This window comes from Nonomuraea composti (assembly GCF_012034275.1).
GTDB lineage: Bacteria > Actinomycetota > Actinomycetes > Streptosporangiales > Streptosporangiaceae > Nonomuraea > Nonomuraea composti.
Genome location: NZ_JAATEP010000020.1, coordinates 113147 through 127331 on the forward strand (window position 1 = coordinate 113147; position 14185 = coordinate 127331).

Annotated in this window: 14 protein-coding genes; 10 read left to right on the forward strand and 4 right to left on the reverse strand. The window is 73.5% G+C overall.

Going from position 1 to position 14185, the window contains the following annotated elements; all coding sequences use genetic code 11:
* Nucleotides 1-95 precede the first annotated feature (95 nt).
* Nucleotides 96-566, reverse strand: a complete 471-nt coding sequence (locus tag HCN51_RS27155; protein WP_206067927.1) for a MarR family transcriptional regulator — start codon at nt 564-566, stop codon at nt 96-98.
* 64 nt (nt 567-630) lie between these two features.
* On the opposite strand from HCN51_RS27155, the gene HCN51_RS27160 reads away from it, so the two are divergent.
* A complete protein-coding gene (locus tag HCN51_RS27160; RefSeq protein ID WP_168012891.1) occupies nt 631-1533 on the forward strand; it encodes an alpha/beta hydrolase in 903 nt (300 codons plus the stop codon).
* A 77-nt stretch (nt 1534-1610) separates the two neighbouring features.
* Here the strand turns inward: HCN51_RS27160 and HCN51_RS27165 are convergent, their stop codons facing one another.
* Nucleotides 1611-2738, reverse strand: coding sequence for an alpha/beta hydrolase family protein (locus HCN51_RS27165; RefSeq protein ID WP_168012893.1), 1128 nt, complete (start codon nt 2736-2738; stop codon nt 1611-1613).
* Nucleotides 2739-2955: 217 nt separating this feature from the next.
* Between HCN51_RS27165 and HCN51_RS27170 the strand changes: the two genes are divergently transcribed.
* Nucleotides 2956-4284 (forward strand): sensor histidine kinase, encoded by a 1329-nt coding sequence (locus HCN51_RS27170; RefSeq protein ID WP_168012895.1) that lies wholly within the window; start codon nt 2956-2958, stop codon nt 4282-4284.
* Between the two features lie 313 nt (nt 4285-4597).
* Complete coding sequence (locus HCN51_RS27175) at nt 4598-4903, forward strand: hypothetical protein (protein ID WP_168012897.1); 306 nt, start codon at nt 4598-4600, stop codon at nt 4901-4903.
* Nucleotides 4904-5078: 175 nt separating this feature from the next.
* Here the strand turns inward: HCN51_RS27175 and HCN51_RS27180 are convergent, their stop codons facing one another.
* A complete protein-coding gene (locus tag HCN51_RS27180) occupies nt 5079-6296 on the reverse strand; it encodes an MFS transporter (protein ID WP_168012899.1) in 1218 nt (405 codons plus the stop codon).
* A gap of 432 nt (nt 6297-6728) precedes the next feature.
* Between HCN51_RS27180 and HCN51_RS27185 the strand changes: the two genes are divergently transcribed.
* Nucleotides 6729-7088: a hypothetical protein gene (locus HCN51_RS27185; RefSeq protein WP_168012901.1), complete on the forward strand. Its 360-nt coding sequence runs from the start codon at nt 6729-6731 to the stop codon at nt 7086-7088.
* A 136-nt stretch (nt 7089-7224) separates the two neighbouring features.
* Nucleotides 7225-8202 (forward strand): helix-turn-helix domain-containing protein, encoded by a 978-nt coding sequence (locus HCN51_RS27190; RefSeq protein ID WP_168012903.1) that lies wholly within the window; start codon nt 7225-7227, stop codon nt 8200-8202.
* On the opposite strand, the gene HCN51_RS58225 is transcribed toward HCN51_RS27190, so the two are convergent.
* Nucleotides 8192-9406: a TetR/AcrR family transcriptional regulator gene (locus HCN51_RS58225; RefSeq protein ID WP_206067930.1), complete on the reverse strand. Its 1215-nt coding sequence runs from the start codon at nt 9404-9406 to the stop codon at nt 8192-8194. The two genes, HCN51_RS27190 and HCN51_RS58225, sit on opposite strands and share 11 nt — an antisense overlap.
* A 112-nt stretch (nt 9407-9518) precedes the next feature.
* Here HCN51_RS58225 and HCN51_RS27205 point away from each other — a divergent pair, with 112 nt between their 5' ends.
* From HCN51_RS27205 to HCN51_RS27225, 5 genes are all read left to right on the forward strand, one after another.
* The gene (locus tag HCN51_RS27205) at nt 9519-10658 is read left to right on the forward strand and encodes an FAD-dependent oxidoreductase (RefSeq protein ID WP_168012905.1); all 1140 of its coding nucleotides are present in this window, start codon (nt 9519-9521) and stop codon (nt 10656-10658) included.
* Nucleotides 10659-10681: 23 nt separating this feature from the next.
* Nucleotides 10682-11245: an NADPH-dependent FMN reductase gene (locus tag HCN51_RS27210; RefSeq protein ID WP_168012907.1), complete on the forward strand. Its 564-nt coding sequence runs from the start codon at nt 10682-10684 to the stop codon at nt 11243-11245.
* Nucleotides 11246-11337: 92 nt separating this feature from the next.
* Entirely contained in the window at nt 11338-11919 is a 582-nt protein-coding gene (locus HCN51_RS27215; RefSeq protein WP_168012909.1) for a dihydrofolate reductase family protein, read from the forward strand.
* 14 nt (nt 11920-11933) lie between these two features.
* Nucleotides 11934-12311, forward strand: coding sequence for a YciI family protein (locus tag HCN51_RS27220; RefSeq protein WP_168012911.1), 378 nt, complete (start codon nt 11934-11936; stop codon nt 12309-12311).
* Nucleotides 12308-13567 (forward strand): RNA polymerase sigma factor, encoded by a 1260-nt coding sequence (locus HCN51_RS27225; protein ID WP_168012913.1) that lies wholly within the window; start codon nt 12308-12310, stop codon nt 13565-13567. Before HCN51_RS27220 ends, HCN51_RS27225 begins: the two co-directional genes overlap by 4 nt.
* The last annotated feature ends 618 nt before the right edge of the window (nt 13568-14185 follow it).

Consider the following 14185-nt stretch of genomic DNA (forward strand, 5'->3'; position numbering starts at 1 on the left):
TCGCCTTCAGCGCGTCGGGAAGGCGCGCGACCAGGTGTTCGGCGGCTCCCGTTCACCGCCCCGTCCGGCCTTCGGAGGCCCGCCGTCACACTGGCCTATCCGACGGGCACGCCGACCCGCGCGGACTCGAGTGCGCGACGAAGTGCGGCGAGTGCCGCGCCCACGGCGTCGACCTGGCCGGCGGAGATGGCGGGGCCGAGCAACTCGCCGAGGTGTTCGTGGAAGGTTCGTTCGGCCTCGGCGACCAGCGCGGCCCCATCGGTGGTCAGGCTGATCAGGGACGAGCGCCGGTCGGCGGGGTTCGGGAGCCGGGCGGCCCATCCGCGCGCTTCGAGCCGGTCGACGCCCTTACTGATCGCGCCGATCCCGGCGGCGAAGTTCGTCGCGATGTCGGCGACGCGTGAGCGCGGGTGGTCGCGAAGGTAGCGCAGGAGCTCGAACTGGGAGGCGACGATCCCGTGCTCGGCGCGCAGTTTCTCCCCTACGGCGTTGTAGAGGCGGGTCTCGCAGCGGACCAGGTCGTCGAAGAAACGGGCGAGCCCCGCGCCCGGGTAAGTAGATGCCACGGCATATAGTCTAGATGAAACATGCCGCGGCATGCAGTTGCCACTCGAACCACAAGGCGGCCACATGAGCAGGGACCAACGACACGCACTGGACACGATGGTGCGCAAGGCGCCGCAACCGTCCGGACCGGTGCCGGTCGAACGCATGCGGGAGGGCTTCGCCGCGTTCATGGCGGCGTTCCCGCCCCCGGACGGCGTGCGGCGGACGCCGGCCGAGCTGGCCGGCCGCCCAGCGCTCCTCGTCGAACCGGAGAGTGAGGCCCGGCCAGGGACCATCCTGTACTTCCACGGCGGCTCGTTCTCGCTCGGGTCGCCGGAGACCGCGATGGTCGTCACCGCGAACCTGGTCAGGCGCACCCGCGTGCGGGCGATCTCGCTGGACTACCGGCTCGCTCCCGAGCACCCGTTTCCTGCCGCGATCGAGGACGGCGTCGCCGCGTTCCGCGGCCTGCTGGAGCGCGGCATCGACCCGGCGTCCATCGTGTTCGCCGGCGACTCCGCCGGTGGCGGGCTCACCGTGACGACGTGCCTGGCCGCCCGGGACGCGGGGTTGCCGATGCCCGCGGCGATCGCGGCGTTCTCACCCGGGCTCGATCACACGCGTTCCGGCACGACGATGACCACGAAGGAAGGCATCGACCCGTTCTTCACCAGGCAGGGCCTGGGCCGCACCGGCGAGATGTATCTCGCCGGTCAGGACCCGGACCAGCCGCTGCTCGCCCCCGCCGTCCACGCGGACCTGACCGGCTTCCCGCCGATCCTGCTCCAGGCCGGCACGAACGAACTGCTCCTCGACGACTCCGTACGGCTGGCCGAACGCGCACGCGAGGCGGACGTCGACGTGATCCTCGACATCACCGCCGGAGTGCCGCACGTGTTCCAGGCCTTCGTCGGAACGCTCGACGAGGCCGGCCAGGCACTCGACCGAGCAGCCCTGTTCCTCACCCAGCACCTCGACGCTCACTGACACCGGCACGAGCGCGATCGCCGCAGCCCACCTGACCATCTGCATGGAGGGCGGCAGGGCGTGAGCACCGACGAAGCCTAGCCGGCGAACCTCACCTCGGGATATTGGGCGGACGGCTTGTCCAGCAGGGGCTGGGGCTTGCCGGTGAGGTGGCGGGTGAAGAAGGCGGCGACGTAGGTGCGGGTGATCTCCACGGAGCGGGCTCCGGTCAGGGCGAAGCCGAGGTCGATGCCGAGTTGCTCGGCCAGCAGCGGGACGTCGGTGAAGGACGCGTGCTCCGCGCCGGTCACCACCAGCCACCGCTTCCAGCCGGTCAGCTGCTTCCAGTCGCGTCCCCAGCTCCCGTCCTTGCCGCCGGGGCCGTGCATCGTCGGCGATCCCATGAACAGGAACGGCCGGGCCAGGCCGCGCTCGGGGATCGGGGCGAAGGTGGTGCCGTCCAGGTTGACCCCGGCGCGGATGCGCTTGTCGCCCACCATGGCCGCGATGCTGCTCGCGCCGCCGACGGACTGGCCGGCCATCCCGATGCGCGACCGGTCGATCAGCGCGGCTCCCCGCCATTTCGGCTTCGCGCCGGTGAGCTGGTCGAGGACGAAGGAGACGTCCGCCGCGCGGCTGCGGACCACCTGCTGCCCGAAGTCCGGGTCCTTGTTCTCGCAGGCGACGCACGTGGTGACCCGCCCGTCGGGGAAGGCGGTGGCGACGCTCTCGTACGTGTGGTCGATCCCGACCACCACGTTGCCCCTGCTGGCCAGGTCCTCCGCCAGGCTGGTGAGCGAGCTGCGCGGGGAGCCGAGGCCGGGGGAGAGCACCACCAGGGGCAGGCTACGGTCGCGGCCCGCGGGCACGGCGTCGGTGAAGGCGTTGGTCCGCACCTTGCTCAGCGTGTCCGGCGCGACGGGCAGCTCCGCGTCCTTGATCAGCAGCTCGGACTCCTTCGGCGTCACGTACGGAGCCTGGTGCCTGCCACGCGTCCCGGCCGCCGGGTACCACAGGGAGACCATCAGCTCCCTCGCCTTCGCCGCCGGGACCCACGGGTCGCTGCGGGAGGCGTCCTTCAGGTGGAGGGAGGTGACGCCGACCGCGCGGGAGCCCGTCGGCGCGGGCAGCCGCGGTGCCGCCGGCACCGCGGCGGCGGCGGGAAGGGGGGCCACGAGGGTGAGCAGCCCGGCCAGGGTGAGGGCCGTCGTTCTCGCAAGATGCATCAGCGTGTTCGCCTTTTCTCGGGAGGCCGCGGTCGTCCGCGGACGGGACGACGCTAGGCGCGGTCACGCGGCGGGCGCGTCGGCCGTCGTACCGAATCCGGGTAGTTCCCAGGAACGATTCGGGCCCGGGGTCATCCCTGCGATGTAGTCCCGGCGGACGATGCCCCCGTCATCGGGACGGATGCGTGGCCGGTCGCGCAGCCGTGACAATGTCCCGATGGCGGTGGAACGAAGGTGGCGGATGTGGCGGCAGTACGCGCGGGAGGTGTTGCGTCCGGAGGAGGCGCGCGCCCGGCCGTCACGCGGGGCGCTGGTGGCCGACCTGGTGCTCGCGCTGCTGCTGACCGTGCTCGCCGTGGCCGCGGTGGCCGATCTGCACGACGCCTCCACCGAGAGGCGGCAGGAGCCGGCGGCCGTGTCCCTGCGGCTGCGCCCCGATCCCCCCGCCCGGCCGGTGACCCCGGGCCCTGCTCCGAGCCCGCGGGCCCGCTCTGAGCAGGGTCCGCACCCGCTGCTGGTGGTCCTGACCGCGTTGCCGCTGGCGGTGCGGCGCCGGTACCCGCTGGCCGTGTTCTGGACGGTCGTGCTCGCCGCGCTGGCCACCCACGAGGCCGCGACGTGGATCACCGTGCTCGCCTGCGCCGTGGCCGCCTACGGCGCGCTCGCCTACAGCCGTCACCGGCTGGCGGCGGCGGGCGGGCTGGCGGCTGCGGCGGTGCTGGCCGGCGTGGTCTTCCAGGACGTCGTCCCCGCGCTGCCGTCCTGGCTGGGCCCCATCGTCGTGCTGGCGGGGGCGGGAGTGCTGGCGGGCGCCGTCCGCTTCTGGCAGGGACGGCTCCGGGCCGGCCGGGATCGCATCGACGCGCTCCAGCGAGCCCAGGCGCAGGCCACGCGCGCGGCCGTCGACGAGGAGCGCGCCAGGATCGCCGCCGAACTGCACGACATCGTGACCCACAACGTGAGCGTGATGGTGATCCAGGCCGGGGCGGCGCGCAAGGTCATGGACGCCGAGCCCGCGGAGTCGAAGCGGGCCCTGCTCGCGATCGAGGCGGGCGGCCGGGCGGCCATGTCCGAGCTCCGTCACGTCATGGGCCTGCTGGCCACCGAGAACGAGGCCATGGCGAAGAACGCGGTCACCGAGAGCGCGCCGCCCGGCCCGCAACCCGGGCTCGATCAGCTCGACGCCCTGGTCACCCGGGTCCGGGCCGCCGGGATCCCGGTCGACGTGGAGCTGTCGTTGCCGCCCGGCCCGCTGCCGGCCGGGGTCGACCTGGCCGCCTACCGCGTGGTCCAGGAGGCCCTGACGAACACGATCAAGCACGCGGCGGGCGCGGCGGCGTCCGTCTCGATCCGCCACGAGGACGACTGGCTGGAGATCGAGGTCACCGACACCGGCGGCACACGGCGCGGCCCGTCGCAGACAGGCGGGCGCGGGCTGATCGGACTGCGCGAACGGCTGTCCGTCTACGGCGGCACCCTGAACGCGGACCACACTCCTACGGGGGGCTACCGGATCTTGGCCCGCGTACCGTGGCGCGCCTCATGAGCCACTCTCTCCGCGTGCGCGCCGCCGTCGGCGGGCGCGGGGAGCGTGGCCAGGATTCTCGCCTCACCCTGAGGGCTGACGGCAGCCACCTGGCGGGCGGCGGCGAAGGTGACGACAGCGGTGCCGTCGGGCTCCAGCACGATGTTCTCCGGCGTCTGCCCGTGCGCCAGGTCGAAGTGCGCGGCTATCCGGGGCCGGGCAGCGGTGGTGTCGCCGCCGAGGCCAACGTCACGCTGAACACTGTGTACTCCAGCGTCGGCGGCAAGCTCGCCCTGATCCTGGCCTGGCCAGGCACAGCGCCGACGATGAGCAGATGGGCCGCACCCGGCGCCAGGCGCTGGCGAGCGGCGACGGGCGCGAGATCGTGCGCCTGACGGCCGCGGGCACGAGCGAGGTGATCGAGCGGCACGCCAAGACGCTCACGGCGCTGATGGACGCCCGCAACTCCGGCACCGACGTGGCCAAGGCCGCCGACTACGAGCTGGAGCACTACCGGGGCCTCCTGCACGTGGAGCACCATGAAAGAGCTGGGCCGGCCCTCCTCCCAGACGGCGGCATGGCTCGAAGCCCAGGTGGCAGCGGCCCTCCTGACACCTCGCCCCCGCTCTCACCGGCCTGACCGTGCACCCGCGGGCACCTCGCCCTCGGAGGGATTGCCGACGTACCGCCACGTGAGCCCTCGAAGCGCCGCCTTGGCGTGCTTGCCCGCGCCGAGATCCCGGCTTGCGGTGCGTGCGACGTCGAACGTCCCGGGGGTGTCATGGACCTTTCAGTGTCGCGGAGGCATGCCCCGTTCAGGCTCCGGGCGCGGCGACGGCGTCAGCAGGCAGGCGGTGGGTGAGCCGGAGCAGCGTGAGCCCGGCCAGCCCCACGAGGACCGCCAGCGCCAGCCAGAGCAGCGGCGGCGCCGCGCCCAGCAGCGCGGCGAAGCCGGCCGGCGCCAGGACCGCCGCCACCGCCCACGTCTGCTGGTAGATCGCCAGGTAGCGGCCCCGCAGAGCCGGCGGCGCGGCGGCGGCCGCGAGCGCCCAGCTCGGCACGGTGTGCAGCAGCTCGCCGAGCGTGAGGACCAGCGTGGCCGCGAGCAGCCCTCCGACGCGGGCCGGCCCGGCGGGCAGCACCGCCGTCGCGGCGTAGGCGGCGCACGCCAGCATCATGACCAGGCCGCTCAACGCCATAGCGCGGGTGCGGCGGGAGTGACGCTGCCAGCGCCGCACCGGAACCTGCCCCGCCGCCACCAGCACGGTGTTGATCGCGTACAGGACGCCCAGCAGCGCGGGCGGCACGTCGAGCACGGTGACCGCGTACACCGGCAGCGCGACCGGGAGAACCATGTGGATCAGGGTGTACGCCTGCTCCGCCGCCACCAGCGTGACGAAGGGCCGATCGGCGAGCACCTGCCGGTAGCCGACCGGCTGCCGCGACGGCACGGCCGGAGCCGGTCGTCCGGATCGGAGCAGGCACAGGGCGGCCACGGTGAAACTCGCCGCGTTCAGCAGCGCCACGACCGCGAACCCCGTCACCCCGGCGAGGGAGATCACCCCCGCCGACAGCAGCCCGCCCAAGCCGAAGGCGACGTTCCTGGCGGTCGCGACCAGCGTGTACAGGCGGTCCCTGACCGCGCCGTCCGCCAGCGCGGACACGTAGCCGCCGGAGGCCGGATAGTACGCACGGTCGCCGACCGCGACCAGCGCGGCGACGACGATCAGCGCCGCGATCCCGTCCACGAAGGGATACGCCGCGAACGCCAGCGCCCGCAGCAGGTAGGTGCCCACCAGCACGCGGCGGGCGTCGAACCGGTCGATGAGGATCCCGGCCACCGGATTGGCCGCCAGCCCCACGACCGCCGCCACGGTCACCCCGAGCCCGACGGCCGTCATGGGCAGCCCGGTCACCTCGTGGATGAACAGCAAGGTCAAAGGTACGTACAGGCCGCTGCCGAGCGCGTCCACGAACATCCCGGCCAGGAAGGGACGCACGCCGGCGAGACCGGTGAGAGAAGGGGAAACCATGTGAGCAGTGTCGTCACGCGCTGCCGGGACGGCATCGGCCGCGGGTCCCGGGGGGCTCCGTCCATGGTCCTAGGTCCTGGGCCCGGTCGGGCCGCGCCGGAAAAGAGCCGAAGGAAGTCGCGCGATGACCGGCCGGTTTCCTGCGCCGGTGGTGTCCATCCGGACGGCGAGGCGTTCCGGAGCCTCGCCGAACCGTGCCCGTCGCCCAGCTCCGCCAGATGGTGGCGGGTTCCGCTCGGGCCGGCGACGAGCCGCGGCTGCGCGGCCACGCCATGGACCGGCAGCCCGGCCGCTTCGGCGAGGTGTGCCGGCCGGTGCGGGTGCGCGGCGCGGCGCGGCGTACGGCTGGACGCCGGTCGGCACCGTGGACCCTCAAACCGTGGACCCTCAGACCGTGACCCGCAGTTCGTCATCTCGGCCGACACCCAGCTCGTGCTCTACGGCCTGCACGCCTTCACCGCGAGCAACGCCGCCTTCAACCCGGACGTCATCCCCGCCTCGGCGAGCCGGCTCGTGGTGCCGTACGTCCGGGTGCCCGGCGGTAACCCGCACACCTACCGGCTGCGCTTCCACCTCACCACCACCACCAACGCCGCCGCCACGCAGTACCAGCTCATCACCCCGAACGGCGGCGGCACGCAGAGCGCGAACGTCTCCGGGGGCGCCATCACGCTCGACTTCACCCTCAGCCTCGACCTGACCGGGACCGGGTGGGTGTACTGGTCGCTGAAGAACAGAGGCGGCCACCAGTGGGTCTTCACCACGTGCGAGATCGACGAGCAGACGCCGTGAACCGGCGGACGGCCCCGTATGCGATCGGCGTTCGCCGCGCGGCCGACGACGGGCTCGTGCGGCGGCGATCCGCCGGCCCGGGTTCGGGAGCATGGCCGGTGCTCGTTCAGGGTGACGCCCCGGCGCGACGCAGGGTGTGAACAAACCGCCGGATCGTGTTTCCGGCGCCCACGCGGATGCCGGTGAATGTCATCGTTCATGCCTCGCGTGCCAGGCCCGCCAGGAAATCGGACCTGCGCGCGAAAACGGCTGGCCTGCGATGACGAAGTGCGGCGACAGTCGCATGATGAATGTGGTCAGCACCGACAAGGTTCCGGCGACAGAGCGTTTCGCGTTCTGGCGGGGGGTGAGTTCAAAGGCCTGGATGCCCAAGGACGCACGCTGCGAAGCGCATCCGGCGGCGCGTTTCCGCGCCCAGGTCGCGATCGGCGAAATGGGCCCGGTGCAGTGGACGCTGCTGACCACGACACCGCGCTCCTCACTGCCGTTGCCGCCGCGCGACCTGCATGACCTGACCTCGGTCCGCATGCCCGGTGACCGCGGCATCGGCGCGCTGTCGTCACGGATTCTGCCGCAGCTCGCCCGGCACCTGCCGAAACTCTCCGATGCGGAGACCTCCCGGCTGTCCACGCTCACCCTCGACGTCCTGACGCTGGCGCTGGCCGACGCGCTCGGCACCGAGGGCCTGGTCCCCCCGCACGCCAGGCAGCGGGCGCTGACGGCCCGGATCCACGCCTTCATCCACGACAACCTGGGCGACCCCCGGCTGACCCCGGGCACGATCGCCGCCGCCCATCACATCTCCCGTAGCCACCTGCACAGACTGTTCCGCCGGCAAGGCCGCACCGTCGCCGGCCATATCCGCGAACGCCGCCTGGAGCGGTGCCGCCGCGATCACGCGCCGGAGCCGGGCCTCCGTCTGCTGCGCGCTCTCCACACTGACGCTCACCATGGGCGGGCCTCCTATGGCGGAGCCCAACGTCCCCGCCGGCGCGCTGATTCCGGTCACGTCCGAACGGCGGGCCGGCCTCGATCGGCACCTGCTCCGTCTCGGCGGGCGGAGCCTAGAAGGGGTGCGCGGCTCCGGGAGCCCGTGCCGGCGGCTACTCCGTGAGGCAGGCGGGCCAGCCGCGGTCGAGGAGGCGGGTGACGACGTCGAGGGTGTGACGGGCGTCGGCGTCGAGGGTGTTGGCCAGGTCGGGGATCTGCAGGACGTAGCGGGCCAGGAGCCGGGCGGACAGGTCGCCGTCAGGCAGGGCTGCCTCTTGGGCGACGGCCTCGGCGAGCGGCTGCTGGGCCACCGTCCAGGAGTGCAGCGCGTAGTCACGCAGTTCCGGGGTCGCGCGGATGACGTCGAGCGCGCGCCGCTGGTCGGGAGCGGGGTCGGGGGCGAACGGGCCGCGCCCGGCCATGTGGTCGCGAACGGCTTCCAGGACGCTCTGGCCGGGCGCGCGGCCGTGAACGGCGCCGACCAGGGCGGCGATGTGCTGGCCGCGGTCGCCGGGGAAGACCAGGCTGGCCTTGCCGTCGGGGAAGTAGGCGAACAGGGTGGCGATCGAGGTGCCGGCCGCCTCGGCGATCTCGCGGACGCCGACGCCGTCGTAACCGCGGGCGGCGAACAGCTCCAGCGCGGCCTCGGTGATGGCCTTGCGGGTGGCGGCCTTCTTGCGTTCCCGCAGCCCCGGCGGGCGGGCCGGAGACGTTGGCGTTGCCTGCGCATGATGGTGCGGCGGCACCTGGCGTTCCGGGGCGGGCCAGCCGCAGGCGAGCAGGGCGAAAGCGGCGTCGATCTCGGCGCGCGGGTCGTCACGCTGCCAGGGCTGCGTGCGGTCCAGGACGAACCGGGCCAGCGCGCGGGCCGCGACGCCGGCGCCGGGGCCGTCCGGCCCGGCCCGGCGGATCTCCTCGGCCAGCCTCTCCTCGTGCCGCAGCCACATGCGGCGGGCATGCTCGCTCAGCGCCGGGGTGCGGGCGATCAGGTCGCGGAACGCGGCGGCGGCCGGGTCGGCGGTCGCCGCGCAGGCATGGTCCAGCAGCCAGCCCCGCAGGCCGTCCAGGACCGATCCGCCGTCCGGACGGTCGCGCACCGCGGCGATCAGGCCGGCCTGGACGTCGTCCTCCTCGTCGAAGACCAGGGACTCCTTGGTCGGGAAGTGCTTGAACAGCCCGCTCATCGACACGTCCGCGGCCTCGGCCACGTCCTTGACGGCCACCCCGTCGAAGCCGTGCTCCAGGAACAGCTCCAGCGCGGCGGCGGCGATCGCCTGCCTGGTGCGCGCCTTCTTGCGCTCCCTGCGCCCGGTGGTGGCCTCGATCATGCCCCCAAGTCTAGGGCATTGCCCGAAACGACTCTTTGAGTAGAGTTGTTATAGTTTCTGAACGACCACATAAGTGATGTCGTTCTGTCGTCCGCACCAAGGGAGCACCGCCATGACCACCCACCACCCCATCGCGATCATCGGCGCGGGGCTCAGCGGCCTGACCCTGGCGCGGGTCCTGCACCTCCACGGCATTCCCGCCACCGTCTTCGACCTGGAGCCCGACCGGCACGTCCGCACCCAGGGCGGCATGCTCGACATCCACGAGGACTCCGGGCAGGTCGCGCTGCGCGCCGCCGGCCTGTACCGGCCGTTCCAGGCGATCATCCACCCCGGCGGGCAGGCCATGCGCCTGCTCCGCCGCGACGCCACCGTCGCCCTGCAAGAGGAGGACGACGGCACCGGCGGCCGTCCCGAGGTCGACCGCGGCCGGTTGCGCGACCTGCTGCTCGACTCCCTGCCCGGCGACACGATCCGCTGGGCCGCCAAGGCCACCGGCGCCCGCCCGCTCGGCGACGGCCGGCACGAGGTGAGCTTCGCCGATGGCGGCACCATCACCACCGACCTGCTCGTCGGCGCCGACGGCGCCTGGTCCCGCATCCGTCCCCTGGTCTCACCCGCCCGCCCCGCCTACACCGGCATCTCGTTCGTCGAGCTCGACCTGCTGGAGGCCGACACCCGCCACCCCGGCAGCGCCGCCCTCGTCGGCGGCGGCTTCCTCATCGCCCTGGACGGCGAGCGCGGCTTCCTCGCCCACCGCGAGAGCGACGGCAGCCTGCACGTCTACAGCGCCCTGCGCGCCGGGCCGGACTGGCTGGACGGCATCGACTTCACCGACCCCGCCGCCGCCAAGGCCGCGCTGCTGGCCCACTTCACCGGCTGGGACGCCGCCTTCCACAAGCTGATCGCCGAAGCCGACGGCCCGCTCGTGCCGCGCCGCATCCACGCCCTGCCCGTCGGCCACTCCTGGGCGCGCGTCTCCGGCGTCACCCTGATGGGGGACGCCGCGCACCTGATGTCGCCGTTCGCCGGCGAGGGCGCGAACCTCGCCATGCTCGACGGCGCCGAGCTCGGCCAGGCCCTCGCCGACCACCGCGGTGACGCCGAGGCCGCGCTGGCCGCCTACGAGAAGGCGCTCTTCCCGCGCGGCGAGGCCGCCGCCGCCGAGTCGGCCGCGTCCCTGGAGCTGATGTTCGGCCCCGACGCCGTCACCCGGCTGGTGCGGATGTTCACCGGCCGGCCGCGACACTGACCCCACGCCTGGAAGGACTCCTCATGATCACCATCGCTGTCGTTCTGGCCAGCACCCGGCCCGGCCGGCGCGGCCAGGCCGTCGCCCAGTGGGTGATGAAGCACGCCGCCCAGCGCGCCGACGCCCGCTTCGAGCTGGTCGACCTCGCCGATTTCCATCTGCCCGACCTGGACGAGCCCGTGCCGCCCGCCACCGGCCGCTACACCCACGACCACACCCGCGCCTGGGCCCGCACCGTGGCCGGATACGACGGCTTCCTGTTCGTCACCCCCGAGTACAACCACTCCGCCCCCGGCAAGCTGAAGAACGCCCTCGACCGCGTCCACGCCGAGTGGCACGACAAGGCGGCCGGGTTCGTCTCCTACGGCATCGACGGCGGCGTGCGGGCCGTCGAAGCGCTGCGTCCCGTCCTGGGCGCCCTGCATGTCGCCGACGTGTCCGCCCAGGTCGCGCTCAGCATGCACCACGACTTCACCGGTTTCACCGACTTCACCCCGGGCGAGCACCAGGCGGCCCAGCTGGCCGCCACCCTCGACCAGCTCGTCGCCTGGTCCACCGCACTGGCCACGCTGCGCGCCCCCGCGTGACCCGGGGGTGTCTGTCCGGGCCTGCGGTTCTCGTCATTTCCATGACGGGCCGCACAGGGCGGCTCCGCCCGTACGAAGTGAGGGAGCGCAGGATGGGCACCATCAGCGTCTTCGAGAGCGTCAGCCTGGACGGCGTCATGCAGGGGCCGGGGCGCGCGGACGAGGACACCAGGGGCGGGTTCCGGCACGGCGGCTGGGGCGTGGGGTACGCCGACGAGGTGACCGGGCGGTTCGCCGGGTCGGGGACGGCACGGACCAGCGCGCTGCTCTTCGGCCGCCGGACCTACGACGACCTGCTGGGATACTGGACTTCGGTCGCCGAGCCCAACCCGTTCACGCAGTCCCTGGTGAACCAGCGCAAGTACGTCGCCACCCGCCACGAAGGCACCCGCCTCGCCTACCCCGGCTCCACGCCGCTGGCGGGCGAGGCCACCGAGACCGTGGCCCGGCTGAAAGCCGGGACCGGCGGCGTGATCACCGTGCTCGGGAGCGGCGAGCTGGTCCGCTCGCTGCACAGGGCCAGGCTCGTCGACGAGTACGTGCTGCTCATCCACCCGATCGTGCTCGGATCGGGAACCCGGCTGTTCGGCGGCGGCGAACGCGGCGACCTCGTGCTGGAGGAGTCGGTCACGTCCACGAACGGCGTCGTCATCGCGCGCTACCAGGTGAAGTGAGGAAGGATCTCGGCATGCGCTACATGTTGCTGTTCCATTACACCGAGGAGAGCGAAGAGTCGATCGGGGCCGAGAGGATGGCCGACGGCATGCGGGCGTTCGCCAGCTACGCCGCGACGCTGGAACAGGCCGGGATCCTGGTCTACGGGCAGGTCCTGCGGCCCTCGTCCGCCACGACCACGCTCACCTGCGCCGACGGGGAGCCGCGCATCCAGGACGGCCCGTTCGCCGACACCAAGGAGCAGCTCGGCGGTTTCGTCGTCATCGACGTCCCCGACCTCGACGCGGCGCTGGCGTGGGCCCGGCAGGCGCCGCCGGCCGCCTGGGGCGGCACGGTCGAGATCCGGCCCGGCGCGGTGCACATCGAGGCCGGCATGTGGGTCCCGTCATGACCGGCGAGCCGGCCGTGCAGGTGGCGGAGGTCGCGGAACGGGTGGCGCGGGCGTCCTTCGGCAGGCTGGTCGCGTTGCTGGCCGAGTCCACCGGCGACCTGCAACTGGCCGAGGACACCCTGGCGCAGGCGTTCGAGCAGGCGCTGACCAGGTGGCCGCGCGACGGCGTACCGGACAACCCGGAGGGCTGGCTCCTCACGGTCGCCCGCAACCGCCAGCGGGACTTCTGGAAGTCCGCCGCGCACCGCCGCTCTGCCCCGCTGGAGGAGGCCGCCGACGGCGGCAGCGCGGCCGGCCCGCTGGACGAGCTCGACGCGGACGCGATCCCCGAGCGGCGGCTCGCCCTGCTCTTCGTCTGCGCGCATCCGGCGATCGCCCCGAACGTCCGCACGCCGCTGATGCTGCAGACCGTGCTCGGCTTCGACTCCGCCGACATCGCGCGGGCGTTCGCCGTGCCCGCCGGCGCGATGTCGCAACGGCTGGTACGCGCCAAGCGCCGGATCCGCGACGCCCGGATCCCGTTCGCCGTCCCCGGCCGGCAGGCGATGCCCGAGCGGCTGGCGCCGGTGCTGGAAGCGGTGTACGGCTGCTACGCCCTGGCCTGGCCGCGCCGCGGCGACGGCGGGTCGCTCGCCGGCGAGGCCCGCTATCTCGCCGTCACCGCGGCCGGCCTGCTCGGGGACCAGCCGGAGGCGTGGGGACTGGCCGCGCTGCTCACCCTCGCCTCCGCGCGGGCGGCCCGGCCGGACCGCCCGTTCCTGCCGCTGGACGAGCAGGACCCCTCCGACTGGGACCGGCGCCTCATCGCCGAAGGCGAGCAGTACCTGCACAGGGCGGAACGTCCCGGCCGGGCACCCGGACGGTTCCAGCTGGAGGCGGCGATCCAGGCCGTCCACTGCGACCGCGCCCGCACGGGCGAGACGGACTGGCACGCGCTGCGCACCCTCTACGCCGCGCTGGTCGCCGTCGCGCCCAGCCTCGGCGCCCGCGTCGCGCAGGCGGCCGTCGAAGGACGCACCGAGTCACCCGCGCACGCACTCGGGCTGCTCGAAGCCCTGCCGCCCGAGCGGGAGCGGTTCCAGCCGTACCACGCGACGCGGGGGGATCTGCTGGCGCGGCTCGGGCGGCACGGGGACGCGGCGGCCGCGTACGCGCAGGCCGCCGCCCTCACCACCGATCCGGCGGTGCGCACGTTCCTCGACCGACGCGCCACGGAACTGGCCGCGGCAGCCTGCCGGCCAAGCCCTTGCTCTTGACGAGCCGGTCGTGCTCCGCCGGACACCCCAGCGACCTCGCAGAGCCGCCCGAGCCGTGCGCCGACCGGCGGAGGGGCAGCCCGGCCCGGATCCGCCGGCTACCGCGGCCGATTGATCCCGGACGCGGACTACCGCGGTTGGTGGAGACGAACTTCCACTCAGCGGTTGACGACCGGTGAACGGCCGGTGGCTACCTTCGTCATGAAGCCGGTCATCGTCCGTTGCGGGACGGGTTCGCCGGCGTGCGCGCCATCCAGCTCCGCCGATGCTCGCTGCGGAGCACCGGCCGGCCAGAGGCGGGCTGTTTCCACGCGGGCCCGTGGGGTTCGCGAGGGGAAGGGGCTGGGAGATGGCCGCTTGGTGGGGGCGGATCCGTCCGCGGCCGGCCGGGATCGTGATGGCGGGCGCGGTGCTGGCGCCGGTCATACCGGTTCCGGCCGCCGCGGCGGATCCGCCGGACGGGGCGACCGCGTCGTTCGCGCCGTTACCGGGGTCGGAGGCCGCGGCGGCGATCGAGGCGCGAGAGTGGCGTGCGGATACATGCGAGCCAGCCCGGCCGGCTCCATGGTCAGGACCGCGGGGGGCCAGGTCATCACGGCGGCCAGGCCCAGCCGGTTC